The following is a 20033-nucleotide window of genomic DNA, read 5'->3' on the forward strand; positions in this document are numbered from 1 at the left end:
AAAATGGAAGAAGTTAGTGTTTTTTTTAGAAAAGCAGAAGGGAAATTACATGATAAAAAGAAAATGGTATAGAGTATGAGCGGATTTGGATTTCGTAGGGAGGGATTCTTTGGGTACACCAGAACTTAGTCGTGATGATTTGAAACTCACGGAATTAAGCTATATAAAAATAAACGCGCTAATGTTATTGATGATTTTACCTTTATCGGTGATTGGGTATCAATTTGCTGTTTCGAATGAGGAGATGTTTTTCGTCTATGAGTGGGCGCTTGTTGTTCTAGTCTTGATTTCTTTTATACTTGCAGGAGCTACGAGTATCATTTACAACAGTTCTAATACATGGCTTTCTTACGCTATTCTTAGTTTTGACCTCCAATTTGCTGTTTTTGGTTTATTTATGGGGCCATACACCTTTTATAAATTCTTCTTTGTTTATTATCTTTGTGCAGCGATCGCCCTAATCATTTGGATCATAACATTAAAGAAGGTGAAAGTATTTCGATATCTTATTGTTATTTTCATCATCGTCACGGTTCTTTTAACGAGCTACATGCTGCTACTTCAAAACTTGTGGGGGATGAATTGGATGTAAGAAAAAGATTCAGAAAGGGTGAAAGAAAATGGCGACAGCAAAGGAAAATTTTCTAAGGGCATTCAATGAAGCGTTTATGAGCGGGGATCGTGACGTTGTGCTCGCGAGTGTGACAGATGATGTCGAGTGGCACCTCATAGGTATGGAGAAGATCGCAGGGAAGGCCGCATTTGAAAAAGCTTGGAATCGTATGCCTCCACAAGATGATGCGAAACTTATAATCGATACAATCATCACCCATGGTGTTACTGCAGCAGTTGAAGGGAAAATTCAGGTGGATGAAAAAACTTACGCCTTTTGCGATACGTATCGTTTTAATCAATTTAAAGATGGGAGGATTAAGCAAATTCATTCTTTTGTCATCGAAGAGCGGAAGGGGAGCTGAAGCATATGTTGAACAAAACATGGGTGAACTATTTGATCGGGGGCTTACTACTCCTATCATCCGCGAGGTCTTTGGATTTGCTCATTCATAAAGAGTACGGCTTATTAGGGTTCAATTTCATTTCCTTTATCGGATGTCTCCTAGCAGGTTGCTATTATATCTATGAAGGCTATTGTCTGTATAAGAAAAACCGCAGTGAAACGATGTAAGTAAAAGGCGAATCTTTCCTTAGTCTAGTAAAATAGTACAAAATTCGACCTCATTTATTAGAATCTTCTAAACTATTGTTTAAAATTCTTAAAAATCGGTTAAACTGTAATTAATCGCATAGAAAACGTAGAAGCGTTTCTATCAATATGAATGGAGGATTGGATGATGGAGAATCGAAAAGTCTACCAAAATCAGATTTCGGAAAAGAGACAGGAAATGGTCGCGCAACTACTCGAACACATCAATGCTTCCAGTATCGAACAAAAACAAGATATCCTAAAAAAAGAAATTGACGAGGCGCTCGATTGTCGTGACCGTGAAACGTTTATGCAGTTAACTGATCGTCTTAATTCACTCACATAATGAAAAAGTTGGTATATATGTTAAACCGCTTGCTTATAATCTAGTAATCAAACACTCAGGAGGAGATGTTGATGCTAGATTTAGCGGCGGTTTTTTATGTTGTGATGGAATGGATCAATGAAAATAAAGGGTACAAGCTCCAATCCGTCTTTCTTTTCGGCGGACTTGGTCTATCCTTTGTGACATATTTTCTCTGGTTCATAAAAAAGGGCTATAAAACGGCCAGAATCATTAAGAATAGCTGAGATGAGTGCGCGTTTCGTCGTATGGGAGAGAGCGATTTCCGCGATCTTTTTGTTAATTCCGCGAAATGGACGATGAATTCCGCGAAAACGTCCAGTAATTCCGCGAAACGAAAAAAAGACACCCTGAAGGGCATCTTTAAAAAGGGACGGTGATCGATTGGCCCTTCGTGATCGTTTCTTCCTTTTCATCGAACACATCACTTGTTTGAATGGTTAGGGCATCCAGCTGCTCTAGCTCAGTCGTATTTAGAACAAAACCAAGCTGGCCGATTTTCTCTTCACCAGGTGCGTAATCTCCGTAAAGATTCTCAAGGTAAAAGTCATCATCGAATCCTTTTTTTTCACCGTCGCTCGTTTCAAGTGTCGAAACTGGAGCGAAGTTAACGGTTTGATCCGACGTGTTCTTTACATGGACGCGAATCTTTACATAGTTGAATTTTGTCTCATCGTTCGAATAGCCATGAAAAAAATCGATTAAGTCAGGGGAAGGCGCATAGGCCATTACCTTCACATCTGATACGGTTAGCTCAACATCTCCAATCGTCGTTTTTTCGTTAAAATCAGAGCTCGCTTTTAACGTAATCGAGCCGTCTGCATCCTGATAAGTTTGGCCAACTTCAGTTAGTGAGCGGTCATCAGGTGCCTGTGGACTATCGATTAATCCTTTGTGTTTGTTTTGATCTGTATTTGTTTCTACAGCTGTCGTGTTCTCTGTTTGTGAACTAGCTTGCTGGTTCGCATTAGTAGCGCACCCCCCAAGAAAAAGAGAGGCAGTACATAGGGTGATCAGTACGTGTTTCATGTAATAGAACCTCCTCCATCAGAAAGAAAACTCCCGTTGCTCTTTGAAGCAACGGGACATTTTTTACTTGTCTTTTTTGTGATCATCGTCCTTTTTTCCGTTGTCCTTATCTTGCTTTGCGTTAAGAAGGTCCATCACCAATTGACCTGTTTCATTGTTATCATGAAGGCCGACGAACTTTTCGGATTGTGGGCCGTACGCATACACATTCACGTCAACACCGGTGTGTCCGCCAGTTGTCCAGCCAGTTCCTGAGCGGATGTCAAAGATCTTTTCAATTGCATTATCAATTTCCACCACGTCGCCTGTTTCAGTCGCTTTTTCGACAGACGCGATTTCCTCCGATGTTAATTCAAGGTCGACGTTTTCAGTCAGTGTTTTTTCCACATCTGCACCTTCAGCAATTTGGGCTGCCATGTAATCTGGTGTCTTTTTGGCTGCTTTAAGTGGAGCTGGATCCCACTTGTATTCTCCGTCGCGTCCCATCGCAAAGCCACCGGTAGAGTGGTCAGCTGTTGTGACGACGAGTGTATGCTTGTCTTTTTTCGCAAATTCAATTGCCGCTTCGTAAGCTTTCTCGAAATCTTCCATCTCACTCATTGCAGCAACAACGTCGTTATCATGACCAGCCCAGTCAATTTGGCTACCTTCGACCATAAGGAAGAAGCCGTCTTTGTCATCACTTAGGCGTTCAAGAGCAGCGTCAGTCATTTCTTCAAGAGAAGGAGCATCTTCCGTGCGATCAATTGCTTTGTCCATTCCTTTAGGTGCAAACAGGCCAAGGATTTGTTCGTTATCGTCTTGTGCGAGTTCGTCCTTTGAAGTGACATAGCTATAGCCATCATTTTGAAATTCTTCCGTTAGGTTGCGATCCGAGCGCTCGAAGTAAGAAGTTCCTCCGCCAAGCAATACGTCCACTTTATGCTCTCCATTGATCATCTCATCATAATAGTCGTCTGCAATGTCATTGTAGTTATTCCGCGATTCATCATGAGCACCGAATGATGCTGGCGTTGCATGATTAATTTGAGAAGTAGAAACAAGTCCAGTAGCCTTGTTCTTTTCTTTTGCTCCTTCAAGAACGGTCTTCACTTCATGTTTGTCCATATCAACGGAGATTGCGCCGTTGTAAGTTTTGATTCCAGCAGCCATCGCCGTACCCGCTGCCGCCGAGTCCGTTACACTCTCTTCTGGATCCCATGAATAGGTTTCTTGCGCGCCAACGAGATATTCATCGAAAGCTGTTTTTTCCATATAAGGCGTTGTTTTGTCATCCATAAAAGAACGGTAGGCCGTTGTATAGCCCGGTCCCATGCCGTCACCGATTAAGAAGATAACGTTCTCGATTTCGTTTTTTGGGTTTTTACTTTTTTCGGATTTTGCTTCTGTGTCCGTACCAATCCCAGCAAATCCAGCTACAGCTAGTGATGAAATGACAGCGAATGGAATAAGCTTCTTTTTGGCATTTTTACTAAACATATTCATTTCCCCCCGGTTCAATTTTTCTCACAAATCATAGTTTACTTGTTTAACGTGAAGGTGATGTTAATCGATTGTAAGGATTATTTTAAGATAATAAGGTCGATCGTCACGGTCGGAAAAACGTGGAATCGCTCGAAAAAGTCGCGGTTCTTATCATGCGCTCATTACGTGTTTCTGTCTATGATCGTAATGATAGCGAAACCATTTTACAAGAGCTTTTGGAAGAATTAGGTCATAAGAGTGAGGGGGCTAGGAGTGTTTATTCACAGGAAAAGCATTTTAATGTCTATTCTCATACGACCTTTTTCATAGAAGAAAAAAGAGAGGAGTAAGACAGCAGTCTTAGGAATAGGCAATGATTCTACGAAACTGTTAAAATTATCATTATAATAAAAAAATTAAAAGGGGAGATTGAAATGGACTTAGTTATGAATGATTCGGTGATCTATGATTTTAACAAAACGCATAAGCCCGTGAAGATCGTACCATCAGGAACTAGCGTTCAAATCGTGACGTATGACTGCTTTATGAATCAGCTTCAAACGGAGGAAGATGAGATTACTGGCATTGATTGGAACCGAGTGAATCCTGCAACTGGCCCAATCTATGTGAAGGATGCACAACCTGGAGATGTGTTAAAAGTTTCGATTGAAAAGCTTGAAATTGGAGATCAGGGCGTTATGGTTGTTGGACCAGATCTTGGGGTGATGGGACATCGTATAAAAGAAATGGAGTCAAAGATAATTCCGATTCGAGATGGGGCTGTTTGTTTTAATAACCTTAGCATTCCGCTAAATCCAATGATTGGCGTAATTGGTGTCGCACCAGAAGGCGCTGGCGTTTCGTGTGGCACACCTGGTGCGCACGGCGGAAATATGGATAATAAAATGGTTACGGAAGGAGCAGTGCTCTATTTTCCAGTGTTTGCGGAAGGTGCATTGTTCGGATTAGGCGATTTTCATGCAGCAATGGGAGACGGTGAAGTGAGCGTTTCAGGTATTGAAGTCCCTGGTAAAGCAACAGTGAAGCTTGAAGTGATCAAGGGGGAGTCTCTCGTTCAACCGATGCTTGAAAACGCTGAAGTTGTTACCCAGATTGCTTCAGCTGCCACGCTTGATGAAGCGGTAACACTTGCAACCGAGCTGATGGTCGATCGTGTTGTGGAGAAAACTGGAATGTCTGTGAGTGAAGCAACCATGCTGATGAGTGCGATTGGACAGGTTGAAGTGTGTCAGGTCGTGGATCCACTATTAACGGCGAGATTCGTTGTACCGAAATGGTTAGAGCAGCAGCTAGGCGTAAGCCTTATCTGATTCGACATATGCTGACAATAGTTCGGGTGATTCGGGTAGTTTCGGGTGGTGCCTGTCACTCGCATGAGATATACTTGGTGACGCGGACACGGTCGGGAAGCGCTCGGTATGCGGTGACGCGGTTTTCGCGTTTTTTTCGCGGTGCCTGTCACTTGTCGAATTTGTTGAATGAATTGGAGGAAGATTAGTATGATTCGTTTTGGAGTTGTTGGAACAAATAAGATTACGGATAATTTTCTTGAGGGAGCGACTGAGCTTAGCGATTTTAAGCTTACGGCGGTCTATTCTCGCACGGAAGAGAAGGCGCAGGCTTTTGCTGAGAAGCATGGGGCAGAGGCGACGTTTACAACTCTTGAGGAAATGGCGAACAGCGCGCTCATTGATGCCGTCTACATTGCGAGTCCCAACTCGCTACATGCAGAGCAGTCGATTATTTTCATGAACGCTGGGAAGCACGTTCTTTGTGAGAAGCCGATGGCGTCAACCAAAAGTGAGGTTTTACAAATGGTCGATGTTGCCTCAAAGAACGGCGTTCTACTAATGGAAGCGATGAAATCCACGGTGATGCCGAACATGCACATGGTGCGAGAGAATTTGCATAAGATCGGTCAAATTCGTCGCTTTGTTGCGAATTACGGCCAGTATTCGTCGCGTTATGATGCTTATAAAGAAGGAACAGTGCTAAATGCATTTAACCCTAAGTTTTCAAATGGATCACTGATGGATATCGGCGTATATGGCGTTTATCCTGTCGTATCCATGCTTGGCATGCCGCAGTCGATTAAGGCAGAAGGCGTCATGCTTGAGTCGGGCGTTGATGGAGAAGGCAGTATTTTACTTGGATACGAAGACAAAGAAGCAGTGATTATGTTTTCGAAAATCACAGATTCTCATCTTCCATCTGAAATTCAAGGGGAGAACGGGAGTATTCTCATCGACAAGATCGGTTCACCGATGGATGTGAAAATTCATTATCGAGATGGATCGGTTGAAGACCTGTCACAGTCGCAATCCCATACGATGATGTATGAAGCGAAGGAGTTTATGGAACTGATCCAGGCCGGTAAGCATCAGTCGTCGATCAACTCACATGAAAATTCTCTCCGTTCGATTGAAGTAATGGAGGAAGCAAGGAAGCAAATCGGCGTCGTTTTTCCGGCCGATCACCGATAAAGCGAAAGTTTTAAAGTTATCTCAGGTCGTCACGTGCATATTGTGCTAGTGACGGCTTTTTTTATTTCATCTAATAAAAAACGTAAGCCTTTTCATCCAGCCCGTTTGAACTAGTTTCAAAAGGGTACGATATTAATAGAATAGAAAAACATGGAGGGATGAAATTGGCTAGTAAATATGGAGAAGTTGTACAGGAGTCGTTACAAGCACTACTGGAGGATCAATCGTTTTTACCAAATTTCAAAGATGAAGATCGAGAAAATGCGTTCAAATCCCTTGAATCGATTCTCTCAACCCCGAACCAAATTCAAAAATCATTTCTCCGCGTTCCTCTCGAGAACGGGAAAATTTTACGAATCCCTGCTTTCCGCGTTCAGCATAATAATGCGGTAGGGCCTTATAAAGGCGGGATTCGCTTTCACGAAACGGTCGAGGAAGATGAAGTCATCAATCTGGCAACGTTAATGACATTAAAGAATGCGCTTCATGATGTACCATTTGGTGGAGGAAAAGGTGGCGTGGTCATTAATCCACGTGAATTTTCGGAAAAAGAACTACATACGATTTCAAAAACATACGTTCAAAATTTCTGCGATATTTTAGGCCCAGATAAAGACATCCCAGCACCTGATGTTGGCACAGGTGAACGAGAGATGGACTGGATGATGGGTGAATATAAAACGATCCATCCGGGACGCCCGTATCGGGGAAGTTTCACAGGGAAAAGTCAGGTGAACGGTGGTTCTCTTGGTCGAAGAGAAGCAACAGGAAAGGGCGTCTACTACACGCTTCGCTACATGCTTCATAATTTTGTGAAAGAGAATGAAGAGTGGTTTAAGAGAAATGATAATCGCTTTGCCAAAACAGCACTTGAGCATTCCGATCGTCCGTTAACGATTGGAATTCAGGGATTTGGTAATGTTGGATCCGTTGCAGCACTTGAATCGTATAGCTGTAACTACCTCGATACGAAAGTCGTAGCGGTAAGCGATCGAAACGTCACGCTCTATAATGGTGATGGCCTTGATATAAAAGCACTAATTGAGTTTACGTCCAATCATGAAGGTGATTTGCCTACGACAGAGGAAGCGCTGTCTGAGCATGAAATCAAAGCGGAGATTCAAGAACGAGAAGATGTCCTTTACCTTGATACGGACGTGCTGATTTTGGCAGCCCTTGAAGATCAAATTCATGAGGACAATGTTGATCAAGTAAAAGCACGTATGATTGTAGAAGGTGCAAACGGCCCCATTACACTTGGTGCAGATCGAAAGCTGAGTGAAGATGGTGTGCTCGTTATTCCAGATATACTCGCAAACGCAGGTGGTGTCATCGTTTCTTATTTCGAATGGCTTCAAGGAAGGGAAACGCAATTCTATAGTGAAGAAGAAGTCTTCTCTCTTCTTTTTAAAAAAATGAAGGAAACGATGGATGAAATTTATCCACAGTTTTTCAATGATCCATTTGCGCTCAGACAGAATTGCTACATCCATACGGTGATGAAGCTATCAAATATTCTCTATCGTCATGGTAAGCTCTACTAAAGCGAAAAACCCTCTCCTATTGAATAGGGGAGGGTTTTTCTTATCGGGATTAAGAAGTTGGTAACGTTTCTTTGAACTCCGTCATTTTCATCATCGTTTCATCAATTAGCTCGGTCATTTTGCCCGTATCAGGCTCATCTTTTTTACCTTCATCAATGAGAGGATAAAGGCTTTCTTCAATGTTCTTGTATGCATCCGGGAATTCTTCTTCTACTTGAGATTCCATTTCGTCCCAGTTTTCCTCGAGCGTCATCGTCTGTTCATTAATCGTTTCGACATCATCGCTACTATTTTCGAGCGTTGTTTTAAGTTCCTCAAGGTTCGATAATGCCGTGTCAACGCCAGCTTCAAGATTGGTCATTTCTTCTGAACCGCTATCTCCCGAGTCGTTCATTCCTTCGTTCGTGCCTTCATTTGTTCCTTCATTTTCGGAAGCGCCGTTTTCTTCCATGCTTGAGTTGTTGGCTTGATTACCTGTGTTATCCTCAGCACCGTTTGACCCGCAACCTGCTAGAAGAGAACCTGAAATGAGGCAGGAAGCAAGAAGAATAGGGAATTTCTTTTCCAACAATATCCACTCCTTTCAATTACAATTATTGGTTCCCAGTAAGCGTTTTATTCAAACGAAGTCAAAAGTTGTGTTTTTTTATGAGGAGATGGAATGAAGGAAGATCGTCTTAGGACAATTCGGATGTTTTTTTCTAACCTAAAGATTTTCATCATGATCCCAGGGTAGTCATGGTGATTTTCTTTGAGGGGCAAACGTCCCAGTTGCGGTACGATGTGTTCATTTCTTAAATGAATGCCTCATCTATCTAGATCCTATCGTTCAGTCCCTCTACTACTATCTTGAGGAGGAAACTGGTATACTATCCAACAAGGTGACAAATTGTGACAAATTACGGGAGGTGACAGGCACCAACATGAAAGCAGTTCAAGTAATGGGTTATGGTGATGTGGATCAGTTAGAAGTTGTAGACCAGGAGATTCCTGTTCCGAAAGAGAATGAGGTACTCGTTAAGGTAAAGGCATGTGCGATTAATAATACGGAAATTTGGATGCGCGAAGGGGCATATGGAACAGGAACGAAATCAGGATGGCGTCCTGAAGGTGTTCAGTTTCCTAGAACACCAGGATCGGATATTACCGGTACGATTATGAAAGCCGGTCAACAAGTGAATGAGGAGATGATCGGGAAGGACGTCGTGCTCTTTCCTTTTACTTCGAGTGGAGAGCCAGGGGCTGAACATATCTCAGAAGATATGTCTTTCATTGGATCGGAGTATGACGGAGGGTATGCAGACTATGTTGTATGGCCAGCAGAACTCTGTTTTGACATGCCTCTTGCTGACTATACAGAGAGTGCCGTGTTCTCTGTTAGTGGGATGACAGCGTGGCATATGGTTGAACAAATTCAGCCTAAGCAGGGCGAGACCGTTATGGTTACAGGAGCAAACGGTGGAGTAGGTTCTCTGAACGTCCAAATTGCGTCTCGTGTATTCGGTGCTAATGTAATCGCGATTGTAGGCGACCTCGCTTTGGAAGATCAGTTGAAGAAGCTTGGGGCAACGCACGTACTTTCCTACAAATCAGATAGACTTGCTGAAGAAATCCTTGAAGTGAATGGTGGACCGGTTGACTCAGTGTTAGATGTTGTTGGAGATGCCTTGTTTTCAACTTCGCTTCATGTTTTAAAGAAAGGCGGCAAGTTTTGCACGTCTGGTTCGGCTGGTGGACAGAAAACAGAACTTGATTTTAGAACATTGTATTTGAAGCACATAACACTCTATGGCTCTGTTCTTGGAACAAGAGAAGAGTTTAAACGGATGCTGAAAGCGATAGCTGATGGGAAGATCACACCAGTAATTGATCGAACGTTTCCATTAGAACAAGCGAGAGAGGCTCAACGTTATTTTAAAAAAGCGGGTAAACTAGGAAAGATAGTGTTACTTCCTGAAGAGTAAGTTGACTGATCGAATCCCCTATGTCCTAACTGGAGATAGGGGTTTTCCTATGTCAGGTTTCGTAGGTGAGTGCGCCTATAAAAAAACGGGCTCACCACTTTTAGGGAAATACAGGAATGAGCGATGCGGCTAACGAATATGTCATGTATAAAATCATAGAGGTGATGGTGTGAAGAAAAGGGATTTCTTCAAACTTTACTCGATGCTTTGTCTAATTAGTGTCTTTGGGTATTCCTACTGGGCCACTTCCTGGACGGCAAGTCAATTGCCGGCACTGTCGAATTGGAAAAGCCATCTTATTTTCACACCGAGGACGGTTGTAGCTTCTAAAGACATTTATGAAATTGATATGTTTTTGTATGCACTTAAGGTAGTGCCTCTAATGGCAAGTGTTTGTCTTCTTTCTTTGTTAATGATAATTGGAATTGGCATATATTATGTGAAAAAGCAGCTAACGTACGTTGGTGAAAAGAAGTTAACAAGTTCATAAGGAATGAAGAGCGGGGGAGCCCCGCTCTTTTTGTTTTGGAAGATGTAATGAGTTATGGTTATTAATCGTGTTTAATAAGTTCAGATTTATTCGACTATAATTGACGTTTTTCGAGCAAAAGCGGGCGGTGACAGGCACTCGCGCATTTTCTTAAATGCGAATTAACCCATCCTTAAAAGAAATTGGTTTTATTGCTTATTCAAACGGGTAACATCATTCGAGTGAATTCGAGTAAATGTGGGTGGTGACAGGCACCCAAGAGTCGGCTTTTGTCGATTTAGATTTGCCAGGATTGGACATAGTAAAACAGACAGAAGATATTTGAGGAGGCAAATCAGCTATGATTAGTATTATTGTTGGTCTCGCTCTCTTAATGCTCCTCGCTTACCTGGGATGGTCGATTATTTGGATCGCGCCTTTGGTATCTGGAATTGTTGCATTATTGAGCGGAATGAATATTCTTGAGTCCTATACAGGAACGTATATGGAAGGATTCGTTGATTTTGCGAAAGCGTATTTCCCAATTTTCTTATTTGGAGCGATTTTTGGGAAGTTAATGGAGGACACAGGGGCAGCACAGTCGGTTGCTTATAAAATTTCCAACTTAATCGGAGAGAAACGTGCGATTCTTGGGATGTTGATCTCAGCAGCGATTCTTACATACGGAGGCGTGAGTCTCTTTGTTGTGGTATTCGCCGTTTATCCACTCGCCGTGGCAATGTTCCGTCAGGCAAACGTATCACGTAAGCTTCTTCCATCGACGTTTGTGCTAGGTGCTTTTACATTTACGATGACAGCACTGCCAGGTACACCACAAATTCAAAACATCATTCCGATTAATACGTTTAAAACATCGACGATGGCAGCGCCGATTCTAGGAATTGTTGCTGGTCTAATTATGGCCGTTGGCGGTTATTTCTATCTGAAATTCCGTGAGAAACAGCTAACGAAAAATGGTGAGGAATTTACAGAGCCTAAAGGATCAAACGAAGTGAAAAGTATTAATGAAGATGAGCTTCCAAACTGGATTCTTTCTGTAATTCCATTGATTGCTGTTGTTGTGACGCTAAATGCATTTGAAAATTTAAGCATTTTGATTGCCCTTGGCATCGGAATTCTTCTCATCATGCTCTTTAATATTAAAAATTACAAGCAGTTCATCAAAGCGATCAATGGCGGGGCATCTGGCTCTGTAATGGCAACAATCAACACAAGTGCTGCCGTTGGTTTCGGTTCAGTCGTCACAGCTTCCCCTGGTTTTGAAGCAGTGAAAGATCTGATCTTCGCGATTCCACTTAGTCCGTATTTTTCAGAAGCCTTTGCAGTTCAGCTTTTAGCGATGATTACAGGCTCAGCTTCTGGTGGTATGGGAATTGCGCTTGAAGCGCTCGGTAGCGAATACTATGACATTGCAATTAGTAACAACCTTAGTTTGGAAGCGTTCCACCGTATCACAGCCGTTGCTTCTGGGGCATCCATCCTGCCTCATAACGGTGCTCTTTTAACGCTATTTACGGTTACCGGACTAACGCACAAAGACTCCTATAAAGATGTGTTTGTGGTTGGTTTAATCATCCCAATGATCGCTACGATCGCGATTATTTTCCTTGCGATGATGGGTATTAACTAAATCCGATCATAAGAAAATCCCCCTCACATTTACCAGAAAGGTGTGAAGGGGATTTTTTGTGCTTATTGAGCGGTATAACCACCGTCAATCACAGCAGCTTGTCCTGTTATGCTTTTCGCTTTCTCACTAACTAAGAAAATGGAGTAGTCAGCGACTTCTTGTACCTGGATTAGACGCTTCTGAGGAACGAGTGGATAAATAACTTGTTCTAACGCTTTCTCTTTTTCGATATTACGTGTTTTCGCAAGGTCTTCTAATTGATTTTGTACGAGCGGTGTATCAACGTATCCCGGGCATATTGCATTTACGGTAATGCCGTAGTCTGCGCCTTCAAGGGCTGCTACTTTCGTAAGGCCAATGACGCCGTGCTTTGCGCTGTTGTAACCGGCTTTTCCAGCAAACCCAATCAATCCATTGATGGAAGCCATGTTTAGGATGCGACCATATCCTTGTTCTTTCATTATTGGAAAAGCATATTTGATGCCATAGAATGGACCCTTCAGCATAATGTCAAGAATTAACCCGTACTTTTCACTTGGAAATTCTTCGATTGGCGCGACATGCTGAATCCCTGCATTGTTAACAAGAATATCAATACGTCCAAATTTCTTGACGGTTTCTTCAATAGCATTCTTCACATCTTCTTCTTTCGCAACGTTCGCAACCACCCCTTCAACAGTGAAGCCTTGAGATGTTAGGCTTTCAACCGACTCCTTAAGGGTGTCTTCATTAATATCATTAAGCATGACCTTCGCTCCGGCTTTTGCAAACTCAGTAGCGATCTCTAGCCCAATTCCTTGACCAGATCCTGTAATTAACGCACATTTTCCTTCAAGCATAGTTAAGTCCTCCTTAAGTATAAGTAACTCAGCTCTTAGGATACCCAATTCTGCTCAAGATATTTCGATTTCATTCGACGCATATCGGGTGGTGACAGGCACCGTTAAACCATTAAAAAGGCCCTCTCCCCGAAGGGGAGAGGGCCTAACGCTTTATTTGATAATTTTCTGATCTCTTGCCATTTCCCTCGCTACTTTAGGAGCGAGCCAAACCATTGGCAGTAGGATAAGCGAGACTGGAACAGCTGTTACAACAATGAAGTTCTGCAACTGCGTAATGCCGCTGTCTCCTGTAATAAGGAGAATGACTGCGACAGTTCCCATAAGAATTGCCCAGAAGACGCGAAGCCATCTTTGAGGATCGCCTTCGCCCGTAACCGCCATTGCAATGGTATAAGACATGGAGTCACTTGTTGTTACAACGAAAAGAATCGTTAGAATTAAGAACAGTGGTGAAACAATGCTTGCAAGCGGGAATTGCTCAGTAATGGCGAACATAGCTGCTGGATTACCAGCGGCATTCAATGCTTCTGAAATCGAACCAGGATTTGAAAGTTCAAAGAAAATTCCAGACCCTCCAAGTACGGTAAACCAGAACGTTGAGATAACTGGTGCAAAAATCGAAACTGCAATAATAATATCTCGAATCGTACGTCCTCGCGAAATACGACTAACAAGAATCGCCATCATTGGACCGTATCCGATAAACCAGCCCCAGAAAAAGACTGTCCAGAATGAAAGCCAACCGGTATCACCACGGAATGTGCTCATCGTAACAAATTGATCCACATAAACACCAAATCCAGAGATAAAGTGGTTGAAGATAAAGCCACCAGGACCAAAGATGACAATAAACGCCATTAGTCCAATCGCAAGTCGAACGTTAAAGCTACTTAAATATTGTATTCCTTTGTAAAGTCCTGTAACTGCTGAAATCGTAGAAACAATTACGACAGCTAAAATAATCGAGAACTGTGTGCTGAACTGATTCGGAATGCCGAAAATTTCCTGCAACCCGTAACTTGCTTGTAAGCCTAAGAAACCAATTGGTCCAATTGTACCTGCGGCAACCGCAATAACGGAAAACGCATCAATCAGAGTACCAAACCAGCTGTGACGCAGCTTTTCACCGAAAATCGGATAAAGAAGCGTACGAGGCTTCATTGGCATGCCTTTATGATAATGTCCGTACATCATCACGACGGCACTGATTGTACCTAGAATCGCCCAGGCAAGGAAACCCCAATGCATGAAGCTTTGGGCAAGTGCAGTATCAATGGCGCCTTGAGTCCCAGCTTCAATGCCTTTTCCATCTTGAGAAGGGGGAACAGTTAAGAAGTGGTACATCGGTTCTGCCGCTGCCCAAAACACACCGCCACCGGCAAGTAGTGTCGCCATAATAATGGATAACCACTTATAGAGGCTAAGCTCAGGTTTATCTATACCACCTAATTTTATTTTTCCGTATTTAGAGAAGGCCAATCCAATTCCTACAAAAAATGTTGCTAGCATTAAAATTTGCCAGAACCCACCGAAAAACCTCGCAGACCAGGCAAAGCTTGAGCTAACCAAGTTTTCAACCAAAGATATATCAAAAAGTGCAAGAATCACGAAGAGGATCAATACCCCACCGCTTATACCAAAGACGGGCCAATCAATACGCCCAGTTTCTTTATTGTCCATACAAGACTCCTTTAATCGCTTTTTAAACACAATTACTTACTCTACCACTACCGTTAGTATGGTGTAAAGAGAGAAGTTTTAATCTGCTTCAATACGTAATAATTTTAGGTGAAATTACCAGGTAATCGATTCCATTAACCCCCTTTTTTGTAAAATAAAATCGAAACTAGTCGAAATTGTGTTTTACAATTTTTAAATACCCCGAGAAAATAAAATGAAACCGGAAAGAATGGGGATTCTTTCCGGTTTTGAATTCAAAATCGAGTTTTCTGTAAATCGTTAGCCGTATGATCGTTATTTCGACCAGTAACCATCTACCAAATGATAACCAAGCCGCTTCATTCTAAAATAATAACCCCCGAGAAGTAATACAAAACTAAAGAAAAAATTAATGATCGCGAGGATCATTGCGGATAGTAAACTTGAATCGTTACCAACATAATGAGTAATGAAGAAAATAACAAATGCAGGGATGCCAACAAACCAGGGATGTTTCTTCATATTAAATTTGCGATCGGTAGGTGTAAGAAAGTTTTCATCCGACTGTTTGATGGTGCGCCTTGAAATGTATGCTAGAAGGATGAGGAGAATTAAGGAAATCGGAAACCCGATGTTAAACCCTAAATAGTAAAAGGAGAGGAAGGCTACGCCGAAAAAAATAAACATGAAAACAAATGACAGAAGAAATTCCTTGCCGGGCGAGCGTGCTTTTTTCTTTAACATGAACAATTCCTCCTGTAATAAAAAGGTTGTTTTTCATTGCGCCAATATCTCAATAGAAATAAGGAGGTATAGAACGTAAGGAATCCAATAATAATGGCAAGGTTTTTAGAAGATGCCAAAGATTCATCTTTCACAATGGATAAGCCAAACAATACGGCGATTCCAGTTAGGAGCCCGATGAAAAGCTCTTTCCAAGTGCGTAACATAACAATCATCCTTTTCCTATTTGTTCATTCATACCTGTTTAGGCCATCTCGCAAACCAGATTTTTACATAAAAAAACGTCCGCGATGGACGTTTTTTCGGAAAGAATCATTATCGGATCAGTGTAAAGGGAAAGATTGAATTTCAGCATTCAATACAATTTTACTGATTAAACGCCACATAAAAAGGATGGTGTTCTTCGTTTAAGCAGTATTCCATGCGCTGTCGGAAATTTTTCCAAGTAACCATTTCAAGTGCTTGGTCGATAGGAAAGAATCCAACTTCAAGGCTCTCTGATGAGGTTGTGAGTTCACCCCCAACATAGTTAGCAAGAAAAAGGGTATTCGAAATAGAAGACTTCACGTTTTGAAACACGCCACAGAATTTAACGATTTCAACATCAGCGCCAGACTCTTCCTTCGCTTCTCGAATTGCGGCGTCGTGTAATGATTCGCCTTCTTCCACTTGACCTCCAGGGAATTCCCAACCTCTACGCGGCCCTTTGATTAAAAGGACTTCATCTGCTTCATTTAAAATAATGGTAGCTGCTGAAACGATGTGTTTTGGAGGATGATATGCGTAAGGTTCAGCTGTTGACGTGAGAAAATCCTGGTTGCTTTCAAGATAAAGGTTCCCTAGATCACGCTGTTTCGCCTTGTGATGTAACGCGCTTTTTCGAATTTGCTTTTCGATCTCTTCATAGTGATTCATACTTTCATATTGCCAGGTCGCGGTAATTTCATTATGGGTTTCGTTAACCCAACGCCCAACCAATTTGGCACCATGTTTGAGTTGATTTGGATAAAGATAAGTATGGAAAAACTCGTTAAATTCATCTAATTTTTCGGGTTGGATCGTATAGGTTTTTCTTCGATAAATCACTTCTGCTCGCTCTCCATTTCAAAAAGATTTACTAGTGCTATTGTGTCAAATTATTAATATTTTGACAATTAATGTTTGAAACTTCTTCATTGGTGGTTTCTAAATCGCTCATGTAAGCTGAACATATTTAAAGACGAAGGAGAGAATAACATGCCAGATCTACACGATCGAGTGATCTTAATCACCGGAGGAAATCGAGGACAAGGAAAAGCCATTAGTGAGCATCTTGCTTCATTAGGAGCGAAAGTGATCATAGGAGCACGTCGTTATCAAGATGCTGAGACAGCAGCAAATTTGATCGGGGCTTATCCTGTGAAATTGGATGTAACGAAGGAAGACGAGTGGAAATGTGCGTTAACGGAGATCCGAACAGAATTTGGTCAGTTGGATGCGCTTGTAAACAATGCAGGGATACTAAAAAGAAAACCATTTACAGATTTGTCGGTAGAAGAATATCAAGAGTTAATGAACGTAAACCAGCTTGGTGTGTTTATGGGAATGCAAGCGGTTGTTCCGTTAATGGAGAAACAGCAAAAAGGGGTGATCGTGAATAACGTATCGATCTCAGCATTTGCCCCGATCGGTCAGTCTGCTGCCTATGCGGCTACAAAAGCAGCTGTCGTTGCGATGTCTAAGGCAGCGGCAATCGAATTAGGTCCGAAAGGGATTCGGGTAAACATGATTCATCCGGGAGGAGTTGAGACGGAGATGGCGACACAGGGAGAGGGTGTGCCAGATTTCTATGAGACGATTCCGCTAGGTCGTATCGGACAACCTGTTGAAATTGCCAGGGCCGTGGCTTTTCTTGTTTCTGATGAAAGCTCCTATTGTACGGGAACAGAAATTGTCATTGATGGAGGTATGACGCTCGGATCAGCTGATGTATAAAATGGAGTGAAACGGTACCTGCTGCACCTGGTGAATTAATATGTTGAACACGTGACTTTTTGCAAATCTGTTGAAACATCATCATAGAGAGTAATTTTTTTTGAAATCCGTTCTAAATAGTTCTGCTGCCGCTTTACTTCTTGTTCTACTTTTTGTTTATGAAGGGAAAGAAGCATTCTTCTTTCTCGGATAGTCGAATCACCTTGTTTATAAAGATGAACGTATCTTTTTATTTCTGCAATCGGCATATTTGTAGAACGAAGAGCTAGAATGAAATGAAGCCACTCTAAGTTATTCTCGGTATATCTTCGAACGCCGTTTGCATCGCGTTCGATCGAGGGGAGAATTTCTTCCTTCTCATAGTATCGAATGGCGGATGCAGATTGATTTGTTAGGACAGTTATTTCCTTCATTGAATAGTATTTCATCTTTGATCCCTCACTTTAAGTCGCTTTCATTGTGTTAAACCGCACTTTAACCTATAGAGTGTGGATTATCAATTAAAACGATTGATAATCCAACTTTGGAGGTTTTATAAATGGCAAAAGAAAAAGTCGTCATCATTACTGGAGCTTCAAGCGGTATTGGAGAAGAAACAGCTAAGTTACTATCTGACAAAGGAGCAAAGCTCGTTTTGGCAGCTCGACGTGAAGAGCGCTTAAAAGAGCTTAAGCAGAAAATAGAAGACAACGGGGGAGAAGCGATTTACCAGGTAACAGACGTAACATCATCTGAAGAGATGGAGTCGCTAGCTCAATATGCGTATGATACGTTTGGAAAAATCGATGTGATTGTGAATAACGCAGGTTTAATGCCACTTTCCCTTCTACACAAGAAGAAATATGATGAATGGGATAAAATGATTGATGTTAATATTAAAGGTGTTCTTTACGGTATCGGGGCCGTTCTTCCTTATATGAGAGAGAAAAAGGAAGGTCACGTGATTAACATTTCATCTGTAGCTGGTCATGAAATTTCACCAGGAAGCTCAGTCTACAGTGCGACAAAGTTTGCAGTAAGAGCGATCACTGAAGGACTAAGAATGGAAGAGTCTGTTGGTAATAATATTCGTGCTACGATTATTTCACCTGGAGCAGTTAGTACAGAACTTACTGAAACGATTACGGATGATGATGTGAAATCTTCAATTGATGCGGTTTATAGCGGGGCAATAAAAGCCGACAGCATTGCTCGTACAATTGTTTTTGCGATTGAAGAACCGGCTGAAGTAGCCATTAATGAAATTCTAGTACGTCCAACAAATCAAGAGTGGTAAGAAAGAAGAAGGCTTCTCCTTCTTGATTTTTTTAGGTGTTCAGGAGTACAATGAGAAACTGAGCCTGAAATAAAATGTTCGGTCTTTTACTGCACGACTTTCACGATCTCGTCAACTTGAAAACGAGAGGTATACGAGCGGATAATGAGCTCAGTTTGTTCAACACAAAATCGAATGACCATATAAAAGGTAGCAATGATCTGAACAAGTAGCGTCAGACATAAGCCGAAAAGGAGAAAGATTCCTTTTCGGCTTTTTTTTGTGTCTTTACACCTGTGTTGAATCAAGGAAGAAAAAATGACTGGAGGTTTTCGGTGTTTACTTTAAGTGATATTCCTATGTTTTTTGTGAATTTCTTTATTATTCTTCCGATCGTAACATTGGTGCATGAGGCTGGACATGTGCTCGTAGCGAGATTATTTGGGGGAAGGATCAAATTCTGCATAGGTACTGGGAAGAAAATGATCGATATTGGTCCATTGGAGGTGCGAAAGAAATATTTCATGGAAGGATGGTGTCAGTACGATAGGTTAACTTACGATAAAACGTGGGCGCATGTGTCGATTTATCTAGCGGGCAGTATGTTTAATTTAATTCTTATTCTGATCATTAACTATCTGATTTTGACAGAGGTGCTGCCAGAAGCTCTAGTATTTAGGCAATTTGTTTATTTCTCTTTCTACTTCATTTTCTTTTCTTTAATGCCTTATAAAAACGAAGACGGGAAGCCAAGTGACGGCATGGCAATCTATGACGTCATACGCTATGGGAAAGCAGAAGACCCAATCGACTAACTTCGACACAAAGCGGGCGGTGCCAGGCACCGCCCGCTTTTCTTACTTTTCTTCATAGAACGTGATCCGATTGAGGAACGGATCTGTAACGGTCATTTCGATGGTTTTCCAGGAGGTATGCCTCATGCCGGGATTGGCGTAGGCGTACTCCTTTTGAGAAAGGGTGTGATGATAATCTTCAACATTATCTAGCTTTACCCGTATAGAACTTCCAGGTGAGGCATCGCCATGGTGTTCCGTTAAATGAATCAGGGCGTTATGAAAAGAGACTTGAATGTATTCAGGCATATTTTCTTCATACTGATGTCGCCAATCAATCGTAAATCCTAAGAAATCCCGATAAAAGTCAGTGGCTTTTTCCGTGTCAAAGATGCGAAAAATCGGTGTAATCATGAGTAGAAAGAACCTGCCTTTCCTTCATAGTTATTCAGCGATTTGATTTGTCAATGTGAAGCAATCAGACAATGGCGACTGGCGTACATTCATCATATAACGAATCTGTCACTATAAAAAGGGTATCTGTAAAAAAAAGGGTAAAGAAGTTTGGAAAT

23 protein-coding genes and 1 pseudogene are annotated in these 20033 nt (G+C 41.8%); 13 read left to right on the top strand and 11 right to left on the bottom strand.

Annotated elements, in window-relative coordinates; all coding sequences use genetic code 11:
- The first annotated feature begins 109 nt into the window (after window positions 1-109).
- The 4 genes from LCL91_RS21045 to LCL91_RS21060 all read left to right on the top strand — a co-directional run bounded on the left by LCL91_RS21045 (window position 110) and on the right by LCL91_RS21060 (window position 1795).
- Entirely contained in the window at window positions 110-592 is a 483-nt protein-coding gene (locus tag LCL91_RS21045) for a hypothetical protein (protein WP_224885313.1), read from the top strand.
- A 28-nt stretch (window positions 593-620) separates the two neighbouring features.
- On the top strand, window positions 621-977 hold the full coding sequence (locus LCL91_RS21050; RefSeq protein ID WP_224885315.1) for a nuclear transport factor 2 family protein: 357 nt from the start codon (window positions 621-623) through the stop codon (window positions 975-977).
- 375 nt (window positions 978-1352) lie between these two features.
- Window positions 1353-1550, top strand: coding sequence for an IDEAL domain-containing protein (locus LCL91_RS21055; RefSeq protein WP_224885317.1), 198 nt, complete (start codon window positions 1353-1355; stop codon window positions 1548-1550).
- 71 nt (window positions 1551-1621) lie between these two features.
- Window positions 1622-1795 (top strand): hypothetical protein, encoded by a 174-nt coding sequence (locus tag LCL91_RS21060; protein WP_224885319.1) that lies wholly within the window; start codon window positions 1622-1624, stop codon window positions 1793-1795.
- Window positions 1796-1931: 136 nt separating this feature from the next.
- Here the strand turns inward: LCL91_RS21060 and LCL91_RS21065 are convergent, their stop codons facing one another.
- Together LCL91_RS21065 and LCL91_RS21070 are read right to left on the bottom strand one after the other, a co-directional pair.
- A complete protein-coding gene (locus tag LCL91_RS21065; protein WP_224885321.1) occupies window positions 1932-2597 on the bottom strand; it encodes a DUF4352 domain-containing protein in 666 nt (221 codons plus the stop codon).
- A 63-nt stretch (window positions 2598-2660) separates the two neighbouring features.
- Complete coding sequence (locus LCL91_RS21070) at window positions 2661-4076, bottom strand: alkaline phosphatase (protein ID WP_224885323.1); 1416 nt, start codon at window positions 4074-4076, stop codon at window positions 2661-2663.
- A gap of 419 nt (window positions 4077-4495) precedes the next feature.
- Here LCL91_RS21070 and LCL91_RS21075 point away from each other — a divergent pair, with 419 nt between their 5' ends.
- From LCL91_RS21075 to LCL91_RS21085, 3 genes are all read left to right on the top strand, one after another.
- Window positions 4496-5392, top strand: coding sequence for an acetamidase/formamidase family protein (locus LCL91_RS21075; protein ID WP_224885325.1), 897 nt, complete (start codon window positions 4496-4498; stop codon window positions 5390-5392).
- 189 nt (window positions 5393-5581) lie between these two features.
- Window positions 5582-6565, top strand: a complete 984-nt coding sequence (locus tag LCL91_RS21080; RefSeq protein ID WP_224885327.1) for a Gfo/Idh/MocA family protein — start codon at window positions 5582-5584, stop codon at window positions 6563-6565.
- A 158-nt stretch (window positions 6566-6723) separates the two neighbouring features.
- The gene (locus tag LCL91_RS21085; RefSeq protein WP_224885329.1) at window positions 6724-8109 is read left to right on the top strand and encodes a Glu/Leu/Phe/Val family dehydrogenase; all 1386 of its coding nucleotides are present in this window, start codon (window positions 6724-6726) and stop codon (window positions 8107-8109) included.
- A 49-nt stretch (window positions 8110-8158) separates the two neighbouring features.
- On the opposite strand, the gene LCL91_RS21090 is transcribed toward LCL91_RS21085, so the two are convergent.
- Complete coding sequence (locus LCL91_RS21090) at window positions 8159-8677, bottom strand: hypothetical protein (RefSeq protein ID WP_224885331.1); 519 nt, start codon at window positions 8675-8677, stop codon at window positions 8159-8161.
- 355 nt (window positions 8678-9032) lie between these two features.
- On the opposite strand from LCL91_RS21090, the gene LCL91_RS21095 reads away from it, so the two are divergent.
- The 3 genes from LCL91_RS21095 (at window position 9033) to LCL91_RS21105 (ending at window position 12193) form a co-directional block, all read left to right on the top strand.
- Entirely contained in the window at window positions 9033-10073 is a 1041-nt protein-coding gene (locus LCL91_RS21095) for a zinc-binding dehydrogenase (protein WP_224885333.1), read from the top strand.
- A gap of 169 nt (window positions 10074-10242) precedes the next feature.
- The gene (locus LCL91_RS21100; protein WP_224885335.1) at window positions 10243-10563 is read left to right on the top strand and encodes a DUF4306 domain-containing protein; all 321 of its coding nucleotides are present in this window, start codon (window positions 10243-10245) and stop codon (window positions 10561-10563) included.
- Window positions 10564-10903: 340 nt separating this feature from the next.
- Window positions 10904-12193: a GntP family permease gene (locus tag LCL91_RS21105; protein ID WP_179886138.1), complete on the top strand. Its 1290-nt coding sequence runs from the start codon at window positions 10904-10906 to the stop codon at window positions 12191-12193.
- Window positions 12194-12255: 62 nt separating this feature from the next.
- On the opposite strand, the gene LCL91_RS21110 is transcribed toward LCL91_RS21105, so the two are convergent.
- The 6 genes and pseudogenes from LCL91_RS21110 to LCL91_RS21135 all read right to left on the bottom strand — a co-directional run.
- The gene (locus LCL91_RS21110) at window positions 12256-13032 is read right to left on the bottom strand and encodes a 3-hydroxybutyrate dehydrogenase (protein ID WP_098442638.1); all 777 of its coding nucleotides are present in this window, start codon (window positions 13030-13032) and stop codon (window positions 12256-12258) included.
- 153 nt (window positions 13033-13185) lie between these two features.
- Window positions 13186-14715: a BCCT family transporter gene (locus LCL91_RS21115; protein ID WP_224885337.1), complete on the bottom strand. Its 1530-nt coding sequence runs from the start codon at window positions 14713-14715 to the stop codon at window positions 13186-13188.
- A 294-nt stretch (window positions 14716-15009) separates the two neighbouring features.
- Window positions 15010-15438, bottom strand: a complete 429-nt coding sequence (locus tag LCL91_RS21120) for a hypothetical protein (RefSeq protein ID WP_224885339.1) — start codon at window positions 15436-15438, stop codon at window positions 15010-15012.
- On the bottom strand, window positions 15432-15644 hold the full coding sequence (locus LCL91_RS21125) for a hypothetical protein (protein ID WP_224885341.1): 213 nt from the start codon (window positions 15642-15644) through the stop codon (window positions 15432-15434). Before LCL91_RS21125 ends, LCL91_RS21120 begins: the two co-directional genes overlap by 7 nt.
- Window positions 15645-15804: 160 nt before the next feature.
- On the bottom strand, window positions 15805-16200 hold the full coding sequence (locus LCL91_RS21130) for an NUDIX hydrolase (protein WP_224885369.1): 396 nt from the start codon (window positions 16198-16200) through the stop codon (window positions 15805-15807).
- 117 nt (window positions 16201-16317) lie between these two features.
- A pseudogene (locus LCL91_RS21135) lies at window positions 16318-16524 on the bottom strand (NIPSNAP family protein); the annotation flags it as partial.
- A 150-nt stretch (window positions 16525-16674) separates the two neighbouring features.
- On the opposite strand from LCL91_RS21135, the gene LCL91_RS21140 reads away from it, so the two are divergent.
- Window positions 16675-17412: an SDR family NAD(P)-dependent oxidoreductase gene (locus LCL91_RS21140; protein ID WP_224885343.1), complete on the top strand. Its 738-nt coding sequence runs from the start codon at window positions 16675-16677 to the stop codon at window positions 17410-17412.
- Window positions 17413-17447: 35 nt separating this feature from the next.
- Here the strand turns inward: LCL91_RS21140 and LCL91_RS21145 are convergent, their stop codons facing one another.
- On the bottom strand, window positions 17448-17840 hold the full coding sequence (locus tag LCL91_RS21145; RefSeq protein ID WP_224885345.1) for a MerR family transcriptional regulator: 393 nt from the start codon (window positions 17838-17840) through the stop codon (window positions 17448-17450).
- 110 nt (window positions 17841-17950) lie between these two features.
- On the opposite strand from LCL91_RS21145, the gene LCL91_RS21150 reads away from it, so the two are divergent.
- Both LCL91_RS21150 and LCL91_RS21155 read left to right on the top strand, forming a co-directional pair.
- Complete coding sequence (locus LCL91_RS21150) at window positions 17951-18688, top strand: SDR family oxidoreductase (protein WP_224885347.1); 738 nt, start codon at window positions 17951-17953, stop codon at window positions 18686-18688.
- A 314-nt stretch (window positions 18689-19002) separates the two neighbouring features.
- On the top strand, window positions 19003-19482 hold the full coding sequence (locus tag LCL91_RS21155; RefSeq protein WP_224885349.1) for a site-2 protease family protein: 480 nt from the start codon (window positions 19003-19005) through the stop codon (window positions 19480-19482).
- 42 nt (window positions 19483-19524) lie between these two features.
- Here the strand turns inward: LCL91_RS21155 and LCL91_RS21160 are convergent, their stop codons facing one another.
- A complete protein-coding gene (locus tag LCL91_RS21160; protein ID WP_224599754.1) occupies window positions 19525-19875 on the bottom strand; it encodes a glyoxalase superfamily protein in 351 nt (116 codons plus the stop codon).
- Between the last annotated feature and the right edge of the window lie 158 nt (window positions 19876-20033).

The sequence above is a fragment of the Guptibacillus hwajinpoensis genome (genome assembly GCF_020171785.1).
Taxonomy (GTDB): Bacteria; Bacillota; Bacilli; order Bacillales; family Guptibacillaceae; genus Guptibacillus; species Guptibacillus sedimenti.